Consider the following 20,567-nt stretch of genomic DNA (forward strand, 5'->3'; position numbering starts at 1 on the left):
GAGGTGAAATCAGAGGGTGAAGTGTCTTTTATAAGGCTTCTAAAGGACAAAAGGGGTGAAATCAGAGGGTGGAGTGTCTCTTATAAGGCTTCTAAAGGACAAAAGAGGTGAAATCAGAGGGTGGAGTGTCTTTTATAAGGCTTCTAAAGGACAAAAGAGGTGAAATCAGAGGGTGAAGTGTCTTTTATAAGGCTTCTAAAGGACAAAAGAGGTGAAATCAGAGGGTGGAGTGTCTTTTACAAGGCTTCTAAAGGACAAAATGTGTGAAATCAGAGGGTGAAGAGTCTTTTACAAGGCTTCTAAAGGACAAAAGCTATGGAATCCGAGAGTTGACTGTCTATAATAGAGGTCTTAAAGGACAAAATGCACGAAAAACATGAGCAAGTTGTCCTTTACCCATCATCATGCCGTGCTTTTAAGAATCTATGACACACACTGAGCAATAAATCTCCCGACATACTGGTTAAAATACTCTTTTCTTTCAATATTGCTTAAATGTCCTGTTTTACGTAAGAGAGCTATACGTACGTTTCTAAAATAAGGTTTCATAAGAAATAGATTGCCAACAGGCGTTATACGGTCCTGTGTACCTCCAATTAACAATACAGGTTTCTTGATTGTTGGTAGTAGCGGGAAATAATTGATTCCAACTGGAGCCCAAGCTGATTGTAGATAGGTATCACGAATAAGAAAGGAATTCTTTGCCTCCTCCTGATAGGAGTGGTCATATAAGGATGACTTCACAATTTGCTCTACTAGTCTTTCACGCCTTCCCATTTTTAAGTGAAAAGAGGCGGCTCGAATGCCGTGGAAGGCCAGTAATGACGGGATATAGGATGTCGTGTTGGAAAGTATCAATCCTCTAACCATGTCAGGCTGCTACTTATACAGCTCCTGAGCAACCATTCCTCCTAGCGATAAGCCGCATATAAAGGCGTCTGGGATTCGCAGGTATTCGATTAGGTTCCGAATATCCTTTGCGAAGTTTTGCATCGTAAAGCTGTCATTAAAGCTTGTTTCACCATGTCCCCGTAAATCGGGAATAATTAGTCGATATCTTGCAGCCAGCTCATATTGTGGTTTCCAGGCTTCTTTTCTGCTGCCAAGACCGTGGATTAGGACTAGCGGTATACCACTGCCAATATCATGATATGCTAACATGCTGGAATGCTCCTTGCTTGTTTGTTAGAAGCAGTATGGACAGTAAATACACTATTTAAACGTTATAATCTATTAAAAAAACCTTCTTTTTCCTTTTTCATAGATATTTATATGGTAGATTTGCTATCTTGAAGATAAGTAAGATATAGGTTAGTGAAGGGATGATAGTGAATGAATGCACCTATGATTTATGAACTAAGAAAACCGAAACGAATTATACCTAATAAAAAATATCCAGCCCTGTTTTTAATTCATGGTAAGGGTAGTAATGAACAGAATATTTTTGATGTTGTTGAGGGATTAGAAAAGGAATTCTTTATTTTTAGCATTAGAGGTCATATTCCACAGCCGCCAGGCTACTCATTTTTTACCTTTAAAGTGTACGGACAGCCGGACCGGGACGGCTTTGATGAAGGCGTTGAACGAATAACGAGCTTTATCGATTATGCTGTGAAGGAGTATCCAGTAGACAGGAGCCACTTGTACCTCCTGGGTTTCAGTCAAGGAGCGGTTATGTCCATGACGCTTGCGTTAACATTAGGACATAAAATAAGGGGGATTGTCGCGCTTAGCGGCTATATTCCGCAGTTTGTTCTGGAGGAATATGATATTAAGCCGGTTGACGGGCAATCAGTCTTTATTTCCCATGGCGAAAAGGATCCAGTATTGCCCTATCAGTGGGGTGTTGCTGCACAGGAATATTTCAACGAAATGAAGGCTTCCGTATCGTTTCATTCCTATCAAGAGGGACATACCGTTTCCGCGAAGAATCAAGAGGATTTGACCAATTGGCTGATGAACGATCTGAAGGGTAAAGGATAAGAGATGTGGAGGCTGGGACATAACTAGCTTCTATAAATGAAAAAGGTGAAATCGCGCAGTCGATTTCACCTTTTTCATTTTATTCTTGGTTTATGCGACTGAGGGGTTACCCCCTTGCCGCATATTTTCTTAAATTCACGGCCATCAATGCGAGACCGATTTCATTCTCAACCTTCGGTTTTCCACGAACTGAAAATCGTGTGAAACCTAAATTAGCCTTCAGGAACCCGAACACTGGTTCTACATCAATTTTACGTTGACGATAAATTGAACCGGTTTCTTCTTCTGAAAGCTTATTTCGTACATATTCTTTTTGTTGTTCCCATTTCTCATTTACCATGAGCCTACGATTCGTACCTTCTCTCGCTTTTGTACATAATGATCGCAACGGACAATCTGTACACTCTTCGCATTCATAAACCTTAAATTGACGCTGGAATCCTGTTTTATCTGTACGTGTTGAATGGTATTGAAACGTCAGTTGTTTCTCATTGGGACACGTGTAGGTATCACTCGCTTCTTCATAAGCCCAGTTACTTGTTTTGAACGGATCCTTTTTGAACTTTCTTTTCTGCTCATTTAAGTAGTGATTGTATGTAATCAATGGCGTTCTATTACGTTTCGATAAAATATCTTCATAATTCTGTTCACTGCCGTAACCGGCATCCGCCACAATATGTTCTGGTAATTCAAAGTACTGTTCTTCTATTTGATCAAGGAAGGGCGTTAATGTTTTCGTATCGGTTGGGTTAGCGAAAACACCGTACGCTAATGTGTATTGCCTTTCGGTTGCGATTTGTACATTATAGCCGGGTTTTAGTTGTCCGTTTTTCATATAATCGTCTTTCATTCGCATAAACGTCGCATCTTTGTCTGTTTTTGAATAGCTGTTACGTGTGCCAAAAATCTCAAAATCCTTTTCGTACTTCTGCTTACGTGTAATCCAGTCATATACTTGTTTCACGATTTGCTTGGGTGTTTTTCGTTCACTACGTAATTGTTTACGCATAGCGACATCATCGGAGCGGTCAATTTTTTGTGAATAGTCCTCGACAACCTCTTCTAACTTTTTAGCGATTTGTGTGAGCTCTTCAATCGACAGCTGCTCCTCATCTTCACGTTTTATTTCTGGAATGATTTGTTTTTCAAGTAGCTCGTTGTACAGTTGATTTGATTTTTCAACGAGATTATTGTGATGCTTCTCCACAGCTTTCTTCCAAGTGAACGTGAATTTATTGGCATTCGCTTCAATTTTCGTACCATCAATAAAAATAGCCTCTTGATCAATGAGCTTTTCTTGGACCAATTGACAACGGAACTGGACAAAACATTGGCGAATTAGCTCTTTCATATTAGGATCAACTCGGAAACGATTAATCGTACGGTAACTTGGCTCGTAGCCTTGTGCCAACCACATCATACGGATACTGTCTTTCGTCAAGTCTTCAATTTTACGACCTGAAAAGGCGGATTGCGTATAACCACATAAAATAATTTTAAGCATCATGCGTGGGTGATAGGATGGACAACCAGTATAACGGACGAAGGAATCGAAAGCTTCGTGAGGAATACTTTCAACTAAATGGTGGATAGAAAAGGCGATATCATTTTCTTGTAATCTAACTGCTAAATCTAGAGGCAAAACTAGTTGATTCATGTTATAATCTTTAAACATAAGGACCCTTCTTTCTGATTTTATTTGGTGTGGTAACTTAATTTTATCAGAAGTGGTCCTTATTTAATGTAAAAATATTTAAAACCGGTGAAATTTTACTTGTCGTAAAATTTCACCGGTTTTTTCATTTCAGAGGAGGGTTTTGTCCCAGCCTCTTTTTCTTGAGTAAAAAATCCAACCATAAGCATCTAAAGGTGGTTCATACTCATTCTTGGTTATAATAAATGGTGCAAGGATACTGAATAGGAATTAGGATTACTTTCTCAGGATGATTTGAGAAAGTCCGCAGCCTAAAAGGAGGAATACGAAATGATGCCTTCCCTTTTTATTGCCCATGGAGCACCGCTGCTAGCGATTGAGGAGAATGAGTATACACAGTTTTTGCGTGAGCTGGGAAAAGCATGGCCAAAGCCAAAGGCTGTTGTCCTCTTTTCTGCCCACTGGGAGAGCGTAGTGCAAAAGGTAAGTGATGTAGAAGAGTTTGATACGATTTATGATTTTGGCGGCTTCCCTGAGGCGTTATACAGGATTCAATATCCGGCAAAGGGAGATCAAAAGATTACCGAGGAAATAAAAGCACTATTTGCTCAGCAGCGTATTCCCTTTGAGGTAGACACAATGCGGGGCTTAGACCATGGTGCATGGGTCGTGCTAAGAATGCTTTATCCCCATGCTGATATACCAGTTATTTCTATGTCTGTGAACCAGCGGCTAAAGCCTGAGCAGCATTATGAAATTGGCAGGGCCCTGTCAGCTTTACGAGAACAGGATATATTGATGATTGGCAGCGGGGGGACGGTTCATAACCTTCGAGCGGTAAATTGGGAAATGGACGGCAAGGGGACTGAAGCCTGGGCAGCAGAATTTGATGAGTGGATTGAACAGAAGCTGACCAGCTGGGAAACTGCTGAGCTGTTTAACTATGAAACGTTAGCTCCGCATGCTAGCTTTGCTGTTCCACCGTATGGAAAGGAGCATTTTGTTCCATTGCTTTATGCGATGGGAGCGGCGGATGCTTCGAAGAGGGCCAAGCTTCTACACCGTAGCTTCCGGTATGGAAACCTCAGCCACAGCGTGTGGCAGTTTGGCTGATAAGTTAGATAAACAGAAGATAAACGGTGTCAGGCACCACAAATGGAAAGTCGAGAATAATTGGTGGTGCCTAGTATAGTAAATAGTTATAAGTAAATAAAAAAAGGCCACCGTTTTCATTGTAAAATGGAAGTACCTATCACAGAACTTCCAACTACAATTCCCTACCACAAGGAGATGAAAATGATGGCTTATAACTTATTCAATCATATTCAGGGCAAAAACGGAAGTCGATGGGCACAATTTATTAGGGAAACAGGTACAGAGAATTTATTACTGGTGGCAGTAGATGCAGCGAAATATACACATAAGGCCATGATCTCTACATTTTATGGCGACATAATAGTAAAACCATTTGAGTTTGATGCTTCCTTAACTGGTTTTGAGGTACTAAAAAAACAAATCCAAACAGCGATTGTTCACAACGATATGAAGGTAGTTGTAGGGGTTGAAACGACAGGGCATTATTATGAGGCTCTAGTAAGAAAGTGTTATTCCGAAGCTTTTCATGTCCGTATCTTGAATGCAGCGACCACAGCTAGGGAACGAGAAGCTCTTCTAAACTGGTCAAAGACAGATAACTTAGATTTGATGGCTATACTTCAGTCGATTATTCATGGGCGGGGGACATCTAATGAGCTCCCTAGTGGAGATGTTCACAGACTACAAAAATTGACTCGTGCCCGTCGTGAGTTAGTCCAAGAACAAACGGCTACAAAAAATCTTATTCGTGTGTATGTGGACCATATATTTCGTGAGTTTCAAGGGAAAAGTGTATGGATAAATGGAAAGCGTAAACATGTACAAATTTTTTCGGATTTCTGGGGAAAGTCTTCACTCTATTTTATGCGTCATTGTCTCCATCCAAGTGACATCCTTACCCTTGGAAAAAAGGGATTACGAGCCCTTTCAAAACAAGTAAATCTTAAGTTGCGCGAACAAACCATTGATTGTCTGCTTGATTACGCAAAACATTCCATTTCTCAAGCGAAAGAACAATTAGAAGTCGAACAATTTTTACTTATTCAAAGTCTAGATCGACTAGATATGTTGGATACGCAGATTAAATTATTAGAAAGAAAAATTGAAGATTTATTTGTTCAAACGGACGGAGCCGTCATCCTTAGTGTTCCCGGAATTGGAGTTGTCACTGGAGCAGAACTATATGCCGAGATGGGGGATATTTCTGATTTCGACCATGCAGGGCAGCTAATTAAAATGGCAGGAACGAATCCTATCGTTAAGCAATCGGGAGGGAAAAAGCCCTCTTATCATGCGATATCTAAGCAAGGAAGGCGAACCTTTCGAAATATAACATATCAAGTGGGAAAATCCCTGTCTATGAACAACCCTGAAATGAAACAGAAGTATGCGGCATTAAGAGATCGTGGAAAACTTCCAGGTCAGGCGTATATCGCTCTAGGAAACCGAATGATTCGTCTAGCTTTTTCAATGATCAAACACCAAACATTATATCGTACAGACCAACCTGACTACGTTTTATACAAACAATTACGAAAGAAACTGTACAAGGCCAATGTTAAACAATTCTATGAAAGGTTTGTCATCTCAACAAGTTCCCAGATTGCCTAGACTATGTGTTTATTTCAAAAATTCTACCCTTTTGTGCCTATTACAATATTAATTTATGTAAGTAAAGTAGACTCTTAATTAGATTTGATTTTATTTAAATGGAGCTCCTCTAGGACGTTAGATCACATTGTACCTCGTGCCTGAGGCATAGACCTCGTGTGCCAGCCTTATGGATCTTGTCCTGCAAGTACGAATAATACGTGAAAACTAAGTTTATATTCACTAGGCTGTATCCTCTGCAAGATGAAAACGCAAGATCCTTTCACGTTCTAGAGGAGCTCTATATAAAAACTCTGTGATAGTTGAACTAGTTCCAAAAATTGGAAACCCTAGTTTTACTTTAGGTCGGCCTTTTTTTGATAAATTTCACGCTTGACTAATTTACCATTATACGCTGGCACCGTTGATTTACGCATGCGCTTTTATATATTTTTCTAAATTCCGTATTGCTTCACTAACGATAGCTGCGGTCATTTCACCTGGTAGGACATGAATAGATTCTTCGGGTACGACGGTTTTCTCAGCCACTGCAATGATTTTTTCCTCAGTAACCTCTTGGACACCTAAGTCTTCTAAGGATACAGGCAATGCCAGCTCTCGGTAGAATCGCAGAATACTTGCGAGCTCATCCCATTTGTCTTCCAAAATCAGTTGAATGAGAATTCCATAGGCGATCTTTTCACCATGCAGGGCATGATGGGTTTCCTCCAACACCGTCAGCCCGTTATGGACAGCGTGGGCACCGGCAACACGACCATAACGATCTCCAAAGCCGCCTACCATTCCGCCAAGCATGATAATTGCCTCGGCGACCTTGATAAAATCCTCGTTAAGAATGCCAGTCCTAGCTGCACTGACAGCGCTCTTAGAATGCTTTAACAATAGGTCCTTACATTGCTTTGCAGTAAAATAGCATATTTCTAATGGAACTGATTTATCTTCAATTGCAGCCAATTGGACATCTGCTTCATACCATTTCGCAAGAGTATCAGCAATTCCCGCAATAAGCATATCAACAGGTCCCTGGAGAAGAATCCGCGGCTCTACAAGCACGAGGGAGGCACTGACAGGATAGATGTCAAATCGCAGGAATCTACCTGAATCATCATAAATAACGCTTACCGGTGTCCATGGTGAGCAGTTGGAGGTCAGGGTCGGGATTAACACGACCGGCTTATGTGTTAGGTGTCCAGCTGATTTCGTAAGGTCGAGAACCTTACCGCCGCCAACACCAATTATGGCATCGAAGCCGCCCTCAACCGTCAGCCTTGAAACTGTCGCAATTTCCGTAAGTGAGTTCTCGCCATTGTAAATATATTCGGTGCTCTCAACTGTATCCAGTGCAGGCCAGAACGGGCTTGCTGCCTTCCATGACTTTTGCCCATGAACAATGAGGATCTTCTGAAGTCCGCGCTCCAGTAATTTAGCCTCTAATTGATCCAAAATCCCTTTTTGGAGTACATATTCACCAGGTGCTCCATGTACATAGATCGTTTCCATCATTCGATTCTCCTTTTTAAAAGGTGCCAGGCACCGTAATCCATTATTTTGCCATCCACGTTGGTTTTCCAAAGCCTTGAAAGTCTTCATCAATGGCTTTTTCGAAGGCTTCAGATTCAACGACGGCTTTAATATCCTGTGCTAGCTGTGTATCCTTGTTAGCTGTTGTTACGGCAACGACATTACGATATTTATCGTCCATATTTTCAAGCTGAAGGGCATCAAGCAGGTTCATGCCGGCAGCTAATGCGAAGTTACCTGGTACTGCTGATAAATCGGCGCTTTCCACCGCACGAGGCAGCTGGCCTGCTTCAATTGGCTGGAAGGTAAGGTTTTTCTTGTTGTCATCAATATCCTTTTCAGATACTGTCAGTGGGTCTGCGTCTTTGCTTACGGTAATTAAGCCTGCATCCTGAAGTGTATTGAAGGCACGGGCTGCATTGGTTGGATCGTTCGGAATCGCAACGGTTGCTCCATCTTGAATGTCGTCTAATGACTTAAAGCTGTTTGAATAAATACCCATTGGTGCTGTTGGTACGGAAATTAAGCCTGTTAAATCCATCTTGTTTTCCTTAGCAAAGGTTTCGAGATAAATAGAATGCTGGAATAGGTTAGCATCGATATCGCCTGTATCTAAGGCATTATTCGGCTGAATGTAGTCACTGAACTCCACTAGCTTTACTGTGTAGCCTTTTTCCTCTAAGCCTGGCTTGATGATTTTTGTAACCATGTCACTATAGGGTCCTGCTGTTGCACCAAATTTGATTTCCTTTGATTCTGTTGTCGATGCTTCTTGCGTTTCACTCTTTTCTTCATTGCCGCCGCAGGCTGCGAGGACGACTGCTGCAAGTAGTAAGATAAAACTAATAAGCCATTTTTTCATGTGTGATTCCTTCTTTCTGTTATTTAATTTTTTATTGTATTATCGTTTATCAACGGCTTTGGAGATAAAGTCTCCAAGCAGCTGGATGAGCTGAACGAGTACGATTAAGATGACGACAGTGGCAATCATTATCGTGTTGTCGTAGCGGTAATAGCCGAAGCGAATGGCTAAATCACCAATTCCACCGCCGCCGACCGTACCGGCCATCGCTGAGAATCCAATTAAACTAATTAGAGTTAGTGTAATACCAGAAATAATGCCCGATTTAGCCTCTAAGAGGAGAACATCCTTGATGATCATCCATGGAGTAGCACCAGCCGCAATGGCTGCCTCAATCACCCCTTTATCGATTTCTCGTAGGGCTGTTTCAACGATGCGGGCAAAGAACGGAATCGCCGCAACGGAAAGCGAAACACTTGCTGCTGTTGGTCCTATCGTTGTTCCGACTAATGATTTCGTCAATGGAATTAACGCGACCAGCAGGATGATAAAGGGGATGGAGCGTACCATATTCACAATAAAGCCAAGAACACTTTGCACGAGTCGGTTTTCCCAGAATAGCTCTTTATCTGTTACATAAAGCAGAACTCCAATCGGAAGACCGATGACAATCGCAATGATTAAGGAAATGCCAATCATATAAATGGTCTGGAAAAATGCAGTGTTAATATCAGGAATGAGTTCGATTAAATGGTTGAAGTCAAATGCCATTCTGAATCACCTCCACCTGTGCGGTTCGTTTTTCAATAAAATGAAGCGCCTGATTGATTTCTTCTTTTTGACCATTCAGCTCCATGACAAAGATCCCAAGCGGTGCTTCACCGATATACTCAATTGAGCCGTGAAGAAAATTGCCATTCACATTAAACCGCTGCAGTGTATCCGAAATCACACTGTCACCGGCAACATCGCCTTTGAAGGTGACTTTTACAATGATGCCTTTACACTTTTGTAAAATAGCTTCTGGAATCTCAAAGGAAACTACACTTTTAATAAATTCCTTTGCCAGGTCTGTCTGTGGGTTAGAGAAAATATCATACACAGGACCTTCTTCGATAACCCTTCCCTTTTGCATAATGGCCACCCGGTGACAGATTTCCTTTACCACGTTCATCTCGTGAGTAATTAAGACAATCGTAATATTTAATTCTCGATTAATCTTCTTTAATAGCTCAAGGATGGACCTTGTTGTCGTTGGGTCCAACGCAGAGGTTGCTTCATCACATAATAGGACGGATGGGTTATTCGCCAGTGCCCTTGCAATGCCGACACGCTGCTTTTGACCGCCACTGAGCTGTGACGGATAGACATCCTTTTTGTCAGCAAGTCCAACCATTTCAAGCAGCTCTTCAACACGTCCATTGATTTGATTTGCTGGTGTTTTGGCTGCCTTTAAGGAAAATGCAATATTTTCAGAGACGGTTTTTTGACTGATTAAGTGAAAATGCTGGAAAATCATGCCGATCCTTAAACGCTGCTTACGTAAGCTATCGCTATTTAGCTTAGTCAGGTCAATTCCATTCACACTAATGATGCCTGACGACGGTCGCTCTAGTAGATTAATGCAGCGAAGCAACGAGCTTTTTCCGGCTCCAGAATAACCGACAATCCCATAGATTTCGCCTTTTTTTATGAAAAGGGACACGTTATCTACACCTTTGACAGGGCCGCTTTTCGTTTGATAAGTCTTTGAAAGATTTTGAATATTAATCATAGAATCCCCTCCTTTTTCAAAAGTCTATTAAACCAATTTATTTAGGTGGTTTTATAAGTGAACTAGCTCCTCGTTATTAGAAAATCCCTTTCTACTAAAAAATGCTTCTTTCAATTGAAAGAAGCATCGAAACTCGGTCTATCATTTCGACTTATCTTTCAGAATGAAAGTCATTCTGCAGGATTTGGCACCTTCCCATGTGGGGGTTGCCGGACGTCATAGGGCCTTGTCCCTCGGTCACTCTGGATAAGTTAGGTATTTAGTTATGATTAGTATAGTACTAATATTATAATCATCTGTCAATATATTAAATTCACTTTTTTAAGAAAATAATAAAAGTGGATGTTTAACTTCATTCAGCAATTGCTTTTTGTACCGAAAGCTTGCGACAGGTACAGAAGTCCTCCACTTCTATCAACCTGCATAACTTTAACAGAGTCAATTATATAAGTCTGTTCGTCTGTCCTGGAAAATTGGGATGGTGCGACGGACTTTTTCCACCTCTTGTAAATCGATCTCTGCATAGTAGATGGCCTCTTCTGTATGACCGCCAATTAGAATTTCCCCCCATGGAGCAATAACCATCGAATGACCGTTAAAGGCATTGTTCGGGTCTGACCCAACGCGGTTTACGGCGACAACATAGCATTGGTTTTCAATCGCACGAGCCTGTAACAATAACTGCCAATGGTCGATCCTTGGTGTCGGCCATTCAGCTGGAATAAACATTATGTTAGCACCATTCAAGACATGGGCACGAATCCATTCAGGAAAACGGAGGTCATAGCAAATGACACCACCACATGTCGTACCGTCTAACTCAAAGGTATTCATTGTTTGACCGGCATCCAAATAGACATGTTCATCCATTAGTTTAAATAGGTGGGCTTTGTCATATTCCGAAATGATCTGTCCGTCTCGGTCCGCAATATACATCGTATTATAGAATTTACCCTGTCTTTTTGTTGAAACCGACCCACCTACAATATTTACTCTATATTCCTTTGCCAGATTTGAGAAAAGAGTTTTTGTCCGTTCACCATTAGGATCTGCTAGTATGTCAAGCTGCTTTAGGGCATAGCCGGTGTTCCACATTTCTGGCAGTACTACTACATCTGCCTGGTTTTTTGCAGCCTTTCTAATCGCTTCATCAACCTTTGGATAATTCTTTTCTGGCTGCCCATATTCGATATCCATTTGCACTACTGCTATTTTCATTTCATCACCACCGCTAGACAAGTTACTATAAAGATTATAGAATCTTACGTAAAATCGCAAACTATTTTATTCACTATTCTGTATGATAAATAATAGATTTTTCTAATCAGCTACTGCTATTTTCATAAAAAGAGGGGATGTCTCATGAATTATTCTGATCGATTAAAAAGGTTACCAGTGCAATTTTTCTCAACACTTGTAAATAAAGTGAACAAAGCGATTGGGGAGGGGAGGGATATTATTAACCTGGGACAGGGTAACCCAGACCAGCCGACACCTCCTCATATTGTTAAGGCTTTGCAGCAGGCAGCCGAGGATCCCCAGACACATAAATACTCTTTGTTTCGCGGTTTGCCCCAATTAAAAGAGGCCGCCTGTGATTTTTATTATAAACAATACGGTGTTGAATTGAATCCAGAAACAGAGGTAGCGATTCTCTTCGGAACGAAGACAGGGCTTGTCGAATTACCAATGTGCCTCCTAAATGAGGATGAATTGATGCTGCTCCCAGATCCGGGTTACCCTGACTATTTATCAGGTGTTGTGCTTGGGAATGTACAGTATGATACCTTGCCGCTGCTTGAGAAAAATCAGTTTTTACCGGATTATTCTATGCTCACCGAGGCGCAAAAGGAAGCAGCACGGTTAATGTATTTAAATTATCCTAATAATCCAACCGGTGCTACCGCTGATATTTCTTTTTTTGAAGAGACTGTCAGGTTTGCTAAGGAAAATGATATTACGGTATTACATGATTTTGCCTATGGTGCAATCGGTTATGATGGAAATAGACCTGTTAGCTTTCTTGAGGCAGAGGGTGCGAAGGATGTCGGGATTGAAATGTACACGCTATCGAAAACCTATAATATGGCAGGCTGGCGTGTTGGCTTTGCGGTTGGAAATGCTGAGATTATTGAAGCAATTAATTTGATTCAGGATCATTTGTATTGCAGTCTGTTTCCAGCTGTTCAAATGGCGGCAGTTGCTGCACTGACAGAGGATCAGCAATGTGTTGCGGAGCTTGTGGAGCGTTATGAAAAACGAAGGGATACGTTTGTGGCTGCCTGTCAAAAAATTGGCTGGGATGTAAAGCTGCAAGGAGGGTCCTTCTTTGTCTGGCTACCTGTTCCTAATGGTTATACAAGTGAAGAGTTTGCCAACCTATTATTGGACAAGGCAGATGTAGCTGTGGCCGCTGGCAATGGTTTTGGGAAATATGGCGAAGGCTATATTAGGGTAGGGTTATTACTAGAGGAGGACCGTTTAGAGGAAGCGGTAAGCAGAATAGAGAAGCTGAATCTTTTTTAAGGTCATTCAGCAGAAGTCTTCTACTTCTACACGTGGGGGATGTAGTGATGGGGTCTATTGCTTTTCTTAAGGAATGAGCAGCAGGCCCTTTTTGTTTTTGCTATAAATCTGCCTTTTTTTACAAATACTTACATGGATGTCTAGGGTCTTACAGATGGAGCACAGGTAATTCATCAATGAAAAAAATCTGTAAAAAGTTAAATATGCAAATTTGCATACAAGTATATGATTTTGTACACATGTATACGAAATGTATACAATTGTTTACGGAAAATGTTTACATGTATACAATACTGTTTGCAAGTTTACAAACCTGTAAGCATCCCTATAAATCAACATGTATACAAATTTGTATTGCAAGTTTACAAGTATCGTAAACTTGTATGCATGTAAACGTGTTTGTTTGCTTGTTACACTTTTATTACTTTTTACTTTCGTTTATTGAAAAACCTACCAATCTTGTGTAATCTAAAAGAACACAACTAGATCATTTAATAGATTTATTTGTATCCTATTTTATGGAAATGGAAAGGAAGTATGTTGATGTCAAATTCTAGAATTGCCGCTGTCGATGTAGGTAATGATTCTATTAAAGCTATTTTTGGAGTATTAGATTATGAACTGAATATCCCTAATATTATTGCGAGAGATGTCGAAGATCGCCCGGTTATCGGGATTGAAGAATTAAATAGCAAAAATCCTCTAGACGGAATCCACGTAAGAGTCCACTCCCCTGCTCTTAAAGAGAATAATGTGATTTATCGTGTGGGGAACCTTGCTACAAAGAGCAACAATACAACGGAGCTTGATCCCGGAAGCAGTAAATCCGAAGAAGATCAAACATTAATTATGCTTTTCACGACATTAGCATTGGATGCTGTGAGAGATGAAAATGCTCAGCTTTTCCGCAAGAATGGAAATGTCATTGATGCACAATATACTTTAGGTACTGGCCTCCCCCTTCGCGAAGTAAAGGAAGGAAGAGATGCAGGCTATCGTTCTAGATTGCTAGGATCTGTACACCAGGTTGAATTTTTAGTGACACCGAAATACCAAGGCATCAAGGTCAATTTGAAGTTTGATGAGGTTAAGGTGTATCCGGAAGGGTTTGCGGCTTATATTAACCTTGTTATGGATAATAATTTAAACATTATTAATAAGGATCTAATCGATAAGCGTATTCTTATTCAGGATATTGGTGGACTTTCAACTGATATCGCTGTTATTAAGAATAGAAACGTGGATGATGATAAAGCACAGGGCTTTAATCTAGGTGTTTCTGAATCATTGGAGCAGATTCGTGAGGAAATCAGACAGAAGCATGGCGTTGAATTGGACAGCCGTAGAGATGTAGTTGAAATTTTAACGAAAAAGCATGATCGCAACCATATTATGGTGAAGGGAAGCCGTACAAGCGTTCATGATATTACGGATCGAATTCTGTTAGACTTAGCTAAAAAACAGTATCGTTTATTACGTAATACTTGGCAGAAGAATTCGCAAACAGAAATTTGCTATTTTGTTGGCGGTGGTTCTAATGTGCTAAAGGATTATCTAAAGACTTTAAATAACAGCCTTGATGGCTATAATATTGATTTCTTTGAGGATGAGAAGGAAAGTATTTGGATGATGGCCAATGCTTATTACAAGCTCATTACTGACTTTATGCGTAAACAGGAAAAGGCAAAAGCAAAACAAGCTGAGCCTAAGGCAGGAGAATCGAAAAAATCAGCAAATGTAAAATAAGGTGATTAAATGAAAAGGACTTCGGCAAATGAGATTACGAGGGGGCAAACGATATCCTTTCGGATCCCTTCTGATACACCAGACCATATATTAAAACAATTGACGCGATTAAAGGAAACAGAGCGCAGGAATTTTTCTAGTAAAATCGCTGACTTCGTAATCGAAGGAGTGAACAGCTCTTCCTTAAGAGACAGAGAAATGGTTACGATTCCGCTACCGAAGAGCTTAACAAAGGCACATCGGGACTGGCTGAAGCATGAACACTCGGAAGCCTTGTTAGGTAGTATCCTCTATCAGATCATTTCAGACCCGGTTCGGGCCTCTTCCTTGCTGGCATCCTTTAACAGCAATCGGCTTGATTTGGATGAAGCGCTGTACCTTCAGGAGGAAGCAGGACTTCCGCATGTAGCAGCTGCAAAAGAAAGTTTGTTGAACGAGGATTCTGAGCTGGATGAGCAGACTGCGAATGAACCGTTACTTGATTTTGATGATGATTTAGACAGCTTTGATTGGGATAGTGCGAAACAAGAGGAAGCGGAGGAAGCAGAAGATAATGCCGAGGAACTGGACGTTGATGACCTGCTTGGCGGTTTCCTAGATAAAATGAATAGTTAATAAAAAAGGAGGCGGAATTCGCCTCCTTTTTTATGTCGTCTTCTTTAACACAGTAAAGCAGTGGGGGACTGTCCCCCACTGCTTTACTGTGTTGCAGGATTAGATGATTCCTTGTGAGATCATTGCGTCTGCTACTTTTAGGAATCCGGCGATGTTGGAGCCTACAACAAGGTTACCAGGGCTGCCGTATTCTTCAGAGGCATTTTTGCTGTTACGATAGATGTTGACCATGATTTCATGTAATTTGGCATCAACCTCTTCAAACGTCCAAGAGATTCTTGCGCTGTTTTGAGCCATTTCTAAGGCTGAAACGGCTACACCGCCGGCATTAGCTGCTTTTGCAGGTCCGAATAGAACGCCATTTGAAAGGAATACTTCAATGGCTTCTAATGTTGATGGCATGTTAGCACCTTCACCGATGGCTTTAACGCCATTTGTTACAAGTATTTTTGCAGAAGTTTCATCGATTTCATTTTGGGTTGCACATGGAAGGGCAATATCACATGGAATTAACCAAATGTTTTCACAGCCTTCGAAATAATCCGCATTTGGATGCTCTTTTACATATTCGCTAATACGTTTTCTTTCTACTTCCTTAAGGCGCTTCACCGTGTCAAGATTAATACCGTTTTTATCGTATACATAGCCGTTAGAGTCACTACATGCCACAACTTTTGCACCTAACTCAATCGCTTTTTGCATAGCATAGATCGATACATTTCCTGAACCAGATACAACAACTGTTTTATCTTCAAAGCTAAGTCCGTTATCCTTCAACATTTCCTGTACGAAATAAACCGTACCGTAGCCTGTAGCTTCTGTTCGTGCTAAGCTTCCGCCGAAGCCAACTGGCTTACCTGTTAATACGCCAGCATGGAAGGCATTTTGAAGTCTCTTGTATTGGCCGAACATATAACCAATTTCTCTTCCTCCGACACCAATATCACCTGCAGGTACGTCTGTATCAGGTCCGATATGCTTGGCAAGCTCAGTCATAAAGCTTTGACAGAAACGCATGATTTCACCATCTGATTTTCCTTTAGGATCGAAATCAGAGCCGCCTTTACCGCCACCGATTGGCTGTCCTGTCAAAGAGTTTTTGAAGATTTGCTCGAAGCCTAGGAATTTAATAATACTTGCATTTACGGATGGGTGGAAACGTAAACCGCCTTTGTATGGTCCAATTGCACTGTTGAACTCAACACGGAATCCACGGTTAACCTGTACCTTACCTTGATCATCTACCCATGGTACACGGAAGATAATTTGTCTTTCAGGTTCAACCACACGCTCTAGAACACCTTGCTCCATATAGTGCGGGTGCTTATCGAATACAGGAACAAGCGAGTCTAAAATTTCCTTTACGGCTTGGTGGAATTCATTTTCGTTTGGATTACGCTTTTTAACTGCTTCAAATACCTGCTGCACATATAGTGCTCCTTGAGTTTTTGTTACTGTATTCACAATCATCATCCTTTCGATTAGCCTACTATAGAATAGTATTAATTAATATATAAAGGTTTATAATTTAAGTTTTTATGTCTACCCATATTTTATATGCGATAAGTTATCTAAACAATATATAATATAGATATAACTAATGCCGATATGAGATAATATCTAATTTTATTGCAATTTCGACAGTGATTCATGCTATAATTAGATATAATTATGTAAAAAATTACAAAAAACTAGTCAAAAACGATACTGATGTGAATGTTATACAAATATTGTATCGGTTGTGGATTATTGATGCCGGTATGAGATTAATGGGCAATGGAGCGGTGGATATAATGGAGCTTAGACAAATTCAATACTTCATAGAAGTGGCAAAAAGAGAGCATGTAACAGATGCTGCCCTACATTTACATGTAGCACAATCAGCTGTCAGTCGTCAAATTTTCAATCTGGAATCAGAGCTTGGTGTGGATCTGTTTGTGAGGGAAGGAAGGAATGTCAAGCTGACACCTATAGGCAGGATTTTTCTTGAGCATATGGAGGAAGCTGTCACCATTCTTGAGAATGCACAGCGCGAAATAAGTGAATATTTAGACCCCGGGCAAGGAACGATTCGGGTCGGGTTCCCAAGCAGTCTGGCTACACATACAATGCCAACCGCTATATCAGGTTTCCGTGAGCGCTATCCTAATGTAAAGTTCCAGCTGAAGCAGGGTGCCTACTATCACCTTATTGAGCTAGTGGCAAAGGGAGAAATTGATATGGCGCTGCTTGGTCCAGTACCAATGGATGAAAAGAAGGTGAAGGGAAGCATCTTCTTTACCGAGGACCTTGTTGCCTTACTGCCAAAAGATCATAGACTCGCAGGGGAGACATCATTAAAGCTAAGCCAGCTGAGAGATGATTCATTTATATTGTTTCCGAATGGTTTTATTCTAAGAGAGGTCCTTGTTGAAGCCTGTGCGAAGCTTGGTTTTCAACCGAATGTATCCTTTGAGGGTGAGGATATTGATGCGATTAAGGGACTGGTTGCGGCAGGTCTAGGTGTTACGTTAATCCCGGAGGTGACCATTTTTGATAACCGGCCGAAATCAACGGTTATCATACCTGTTATAGAGCCTAAAGTAACAAGGACTGTCGGTGTAATTATTCCAAGGCACCGTCAGCTTCTGCCAACACAGAATCTTTTCTACCACTTTTTAATGGACTTTTTCTCACGACATGAGCAGTATCAGGATGAATAAACGTTTAACCAAAACAAGGATGTCACATGGACATCCTTGTTTTGGTTAGATATGTAAAATCAATGCAGTATGCTGCCTTCAGCTCTGAGCACTGCCAGACCTATCGTGAGTGCTAGCATGAATAATAAACAAAGCGTATCTCGTTTTTGCCAGTTTAATTGGCGGAAGGTTGAGCGTTTTTCGCCCGTCTGGTAGCCTCTAACCTCCATGGCATTAGCGAGCTCCTCTGCCCGGTTTAGGGAGCTGACAAACAAGGGGAGGAAGATTGGCACGAGTGTTTTCATCTGTTTTAAAAGAGAGCCTTCACCGAACTCAGTACCCCTTGCACGCTGAGCATCCATTACCTTTTGCGTTTCATCAAGCAGATTCGGGATAAATCTTAGGGAAATGGATAGCATTAAGGCAAACTCATCAACCGGTACCTTCAAAGCTCGGAGTGGCCGTAGTAAGGAGTTAATGCCGTCAGTCAGGTCAATCGGTTTGGTCGTCAATGTAACAACAGTTGAGACAAAGACAATCATGACAAATCGGCAGAAAATATAGACGCCGTTTGTTAATCCAAACTCAGAAATCGTGATCGGTCCCCAATCAATGTAAATAGTCCCACCGGATGTGAATAATATTTGTAAAAAGACCGTAAATAGGATGAGCCAAATCAACGGTCTGACACCGCGCAGATAGGTCTTAAAGCTGACCCCGGATAAATACATAACCAATAGCGTGAACGCCCAAAGCAGTACATAGGTCTGCCAGTTATTAGCTAAAAATAAGACAAAAATAAAGTATATACACGCGAGCAGCTTTGACCGTGGGTCAAGCTGATGAATCCAAGAATCACCTGGGAAATAACGTCCTAAAATTAATTTATTCATGCAAGCCCCACCTCAATAAATGCATCGGCTAAATCATCGACGGTTAGACAAACCTTTGGCAGCTTGATTCCGGTTTTTGTTTCAAAGTCGAGCTGGAACCTTCTTGCTTCAGGCACATCAAGATGCCATTTTTCCAATTGCTCCTGGTCTGCAAATACCGCTTTTACATCATCATGACGTGCAATCTGTCCCTTTTCCATCACAATCACACGGTCTGCATATGTAACGACATCCTCCATATCATGTGTCACGAGCACGGTTGTCATGCTTCTGTCACGATGCCATGAGGAAATCAAATCCATAATCTCCTTGCGGCCGTTAGGGTCAAGCCCTGCACCAGGCTCATCTAGAACAAGAATATCCGGCTGCATGGCGAGAATTCCCGCAATGGCCACTCGTCTTTTTTGGCCGCCTGACAGGGAGAATGGAGATTTTGCTAAAATATCCTCCTGCAAGCCAACCTGCTCTAAGGTCTTTCTTGCCATTTCCTTCGCCTCATCCAGGGGAATACCGAAGTTAATTGGACCAAAGCAGATATCCTTTTCAACGGTTTCGGCAAATAATTGCGATTCAGGAAACTGAAACACCATACCAACCCGTTTGCGGATCGTTTTCAAGGCCTGTTTATTTTTATCGGCCTTAATCACGATATCCCCCACTGCCACCTGCCCTTCCTTTGGCAACAGCAAACCGTTCATAGCCTTAAGTAGACTGGATTTACCGGCTCCGGTATAGCCAACTACTGCTGTATAGGAGCCGGATTCAATGCTGACATCGACAGCGTTGAGCACTAACGGGCTCCGAATGGGTCCTAATTGATAATCTGCAGATACCTTTTCAAATCTTACTTCCATAGCCATTGCACCATTTCTTCCTCTGTCATATAGCGGTTCGGAACGCCGCGGTTTCGTTCTAATAATGTTCGTCTTAACCGCTCTGCGAACGGTGGCTCCCATTCCAGCTCACCTTGAAATACAGCCTGCGGCGAACCGCACTTCACGATTCGTCCCTCGCGTAGCATGAGAATTCGGTCGGCTGCTGCTGCTTCATTCATATCATGGGTAATCGAAATAATCGTAATATTTTGCTCCGTATTGAGCTGCTTTAGTGAGGAAAGGAGCTCGCGACGGCTCTTTGGATCCAGCATCACTAGTGCTTCATCGAGCACAAGCACATCCGGCTTTAAGGCGAGAACACCTGCAATCGCGACCCGTTGCTTCTGCCCTCCTGACAGCCGAGAAGGGTCATGCTCACGAAAGGCAGACATCTCAACCAGCTCAAGTGCCTCGTTAATTCTTGCTTTCATTTCAGGATAGGACATATTAACATTTTCGAGACAGAAGGCGACATCATCCTGTACGGTAGTGCCGATGAATTGGTTATCAGGGTTTTGAAACACCATACCAATGCGACGACGCAGCTCCCATTTGCTCTTTTCATTCATTTCACTACCAGCAATCTTGATTCGTCCGCTTTGCGGAGTTAATAAGCCCACCAGCATACGGGCTAATGTGGATTTACCAGAGCCGTTGTGTCCGACAATGGCTACCCATTCTCCTTTAGGGATGGAAAAAGAAACGTCTGCCAACGTTTCCTTTTTCAAGCGTGTATCATAACGAAAGGTGAGGTTTTCCACTTCTATAATCGGTGTGGACATGTCCATACC

18 protein-coding genes, 1 pseudogene and 1 riboswitch are annotated in these 20,567 nt (G+C 41.5%); of the genes and pseudogenes, 7 read left to right on the forward strand and 12 right to left on the reverse strand.

The window, feature by feature from the left end:
• Positions 1 to 423: 423 nt before the first annotated feature.
• Positions 424 to 870 (reverse strand): alpha/beta fold hydrolase, encoded by a 447-nt coding sequence (locus BQ5321_RS03100; RefSeq protein WP_071393167.1) that lies wholly within the window; start codon positions 868 to 870, stop codon positions 424 to 426.
• Positions 871 to 879: 9 nt separating this feature from the next.
• Positions 880 to 1,161: an alpha/beta fold hydrolase gene (locus tag BQ5321_RS03105; RefSeq protein ID WP_071393168.1), complete on the reverse strand. Its 282-nt coding sequence runs from the start codon at positions 1,159 to 1,161 to the stop codon at positions 880 to 882.
• A gap of 171 nt (positions 1,162 to 1,332) precedes the next feature.
• Here BQ5321_RS03105 and BQ5321_RS03110 point away from each other — a divergent pair, with 171 nt between their 5' ends.
• Positions 1,333 to 1,983, forward strand: coding sequence for an alpha/beta hydrolase (locus BQ5321_RS03110; RefSeq protein WP_071393169.1), 651 nt, complete (start codon positions 1,333 to 1,335; stop codon positions 1,981 to 1,983).
• 115 nt (positions 1,984 to 2,098) lie between these two features.
• Here BQ5321_RS03110 and BQ5321_RS03115 read toward each other — a convergent pair.
• Positions 2,099 to 3,658: pseudogene (locus BQ5321_RS03115) on the reverse strand (IS1182 family transposase); the annotation flags it as partial.
• 309 nt (positions 3,659 to 3,967) lie between these two features.
• Here BQ5321_RS03115 and BQ5321_RS03120 point away from each other — a divergent pair.
• A complete protein-coding gene (locus BQ5321_RS03120; RefSeq protein ID WP_071392718.1) occupies positions 3,968 to 4,750 on the forward strand; it encodes a dioxygenase family protein in 783 nt (260 codons plus the stop codon).
• A gap of 186 nt (positions 4,751 to 4,936) precedes the next feature.
• Positions 4,937 to 6,343, forward strand: coding sequence for an IS110 family RNA-guided transposase (locus BQ5321_RS03125; protein ID WP_071393170.1), 1,407 nt, complete (start codon positions 4,937 to 4,939; stop codon positions 6,341 to 6,343).
• A 408-nt stretch (positions 6,344 to 6,751) separates the two neighbouring features.
• Here the strand turns inward: BQ5321_RS03125 and BQ5321_RS03130 are convergent, their stop codons facing one another.
• The 5 genes from BQ5321_RS03130 to BQ5321_RS03150 form a co-directional block, all read right to left on the reverse strand.
• Positions 6,752 to 7,846: an iron-containing alcohol dehydrogenase family protein gene (locus BQ5321_RS03130; RefSeq protein ID WP_071393171.1), complete on the reverse strand. Its 1,095-nt coding sequence runs from the start codon at positions 7,844 to 7,846 to the stop codon at positions 6,752 to 6,754.
• 40 nt (positions 7,847 to 7,886) lie between these two features.
• On the reverse strand, positions 7,887 to 8,726 hold the full coding sequence (locus BQ5321_RS03135) for a MetQ/NlpA family ABC transporter substrate-binding protein (RefSeq protein WP_071393172.1): 840 nt from the start codon (positions 8,724 to 8,726) through the stop codon (positions 7,887 to 7,889).
• A gap of 39 nt (positions 8,727 to 8,765) precedes the next feature.
• Positions 8,766 to 9,437, reverse strand: a complete 672-nt coding sequence (locus BQ5321_RS03140) for a methionine ABC transporter permease (protein WP_071393173.1) — start codon at positions 9,435 to 9,437, stop codon at positions 8,766 to 8,768.
• Positions 9,427 to 10,440 (reverse strand): methionine ABC transporter ATP-binding protein, encoded by a 1,014-nt coding sequence (locus BQ5321_RS03145; RefSeq protein WP_071393174.1) that lies wholly within the window; start codon positions 10,438 to 10,440, stop codon positions 9,427 to 9,429. Before BQ5321_RS03145 ends, BQ5321_RS03140 begins: the two co-directional genes overlap by 11 nt.
• Positions 10,441 to 10,588: 148 nt before the next feature.
• Positions 10,589 to 10,693: riboswitch (SAM riboswitch) on the reverse strand.
• Positions 10,694 to 10,878: 185 nt separating this feature from the next.
• Positions 10,879 to 11,658 carry a carbon-nitrogen family hydrolase gene (locus tag BQ5321_RS03150; RefSeq protein WP_071393175.1) on the reverse strand — a complete coding sequence of 260 codons (780 nt, stop codon included), beginning with the start codon at positions 11,656 to 11,658 and terminating at the stop codon, positions 10,879 to 10,881.
• A gap of 144 nt (positions 11,659 to 11,802) precedes the next feature.
• Between BQ5321_RS03150 and BQ5321_RS03155 the strand changes: the two genes are divergently transcribed.
• The 3 genes from BQ5321_RS03155 to BQ5321_RS03165 all read left to right on the forward strand — a co-directional run bounded on the left by BQ5321_RS03155 (position 11,803) and on the right by BQ5321_RS03165 (position 15,327).
• Positions 11,803 to 12,966: a pyridoxal phosphate-dependent aminotransferase gene (locus BQ5321_RS03155; RefSeq protein ID WP_071393176.1), complete on the forward strand. Its 1,164-nt coding sequence runs from the start codon at positions 11,803 to 11,805 to the stop codon at positions 12,964 to 12,966.
• Between the two features lie 543 nt (positions 12,967 to 13,509).
• On the forward strand, positions 13,510 to 14,712 hold the full coding sequence (locus BQ5321_RS03160; protein ID WP_071393177.1) for a ParM/StbA family protein: 1,203 nt from the start codon (positions 13,510 to 13,512) through the stop codon (positions 14,710 to 14,712).
• Positions 14,713 to 14,721: 9 nt separating this feature from the next.
• On the forward strand, positions 14,722 to 15,327 hold the full coding sequence (locus tag BQ5321_RS03165; RefSeq protein WP_071393178.1) for a hypothetical protein: 606 nt from the start codon (positions 14,722 to 14,724) through the stop codon (positions 15,325 to 15,327).
• A 99-nt stretch (positions 15,328 to 15,426) separates the two neighbouring features.
• Here BQ5321_RS03165 and gdhA read toward each other — a convergent pair whose 3' ends face one another.
• Positions 15,427 to 16,797 (reverse strand): NADP-specific glutamate dehydrogenase, encoded by a 1,371-nt coding sequence (gene gdhA / locus BQ5321_RS03170; protein ID WP_139187869.1) that lies wholly within the window; start codon positions 16,795 to 16,797, stop codon positions 15,427 to 15,429.
• Between the two features lie 323 nt (positions 16,798 to 17,120).
• On the opposite strand from gdhA, the gene BQ5321_RS03175 reads away from it, so the two are divergent.
• On the forward strand, positions 17,121 to 18,029 hold the full coding sequence (locus BQ5321_RS03175; RefSeq protein ID WP_071393180.1) for a glutamate biosynthesis transcriptional regulator GltC: 909 nt from the start codon (positions 17,121 to 17,123) through the stop codon (positions 18,027 to 18,029).
• Between the two features lie 59 nt (positions 18,030 to 18,088).
• Here the strand turns inward: BQ5321_RS03175 and BQ5321_RS03180 are convergent, their stop codons facing one another.
• The 3 genes from BQ5321_RS03180 to BQ5321_RS03190 are packed head-to-tail and all read right to left on the reverse strand — an operon-like array spanning position 18,089 to position 20,558.
• Positions 18,089 to 18,901: an energy-coupling factor transporter transmembrane component T family protein gene (locus BQ5321_RS03180; protein ID WP_071393181.1), complete on the reverse strand. Its 813-nt coding sequence runs from the start codon at positions 18,899 to 18,901 to the stop codon at positions 18,089 to 18,091.
• Entirely contained in the window at positions 18,898 to 19,755 is an 858-nt protein-coding gene (locus BQ5321_RS03185) for an energy-coupling factor transporter ATPase (protein ID WP_071396754.1), read from the reverse strand. The genes BQ5321_RS03180 and BQ5321_RS03185 overlap by 4 nt, the downstream gene beginning before the upstream one ends.
• Positions 19,746 to 20,558: an energy-coupling factor transporter ATPase gene (locus tag BQ5321_RS03190; protein ID WP_071393182.1), complete on the reverse strand. Its 813-nt coding sequence runs from the start codon at positions 20,556 to 20,558 to the stop codon at positions 19,746 to 19,748. The genes BQ5321_RS03185 and BQ5321_RS03190 overlap by 10 nt, the downstream gene beginning before the upstream one ends.
• Positions 20,559 to 20,567 lie beyond the last annotated feature (9 nt).

Source organism: Bacillus tuaregi (assembly GCF_900104575.1).
GTDB lineage: Bacteria > Bacillota > Bacilli > Bacillales > Cytobacillaceae > Bacillus_BD > Bacillus_BD tuaregi.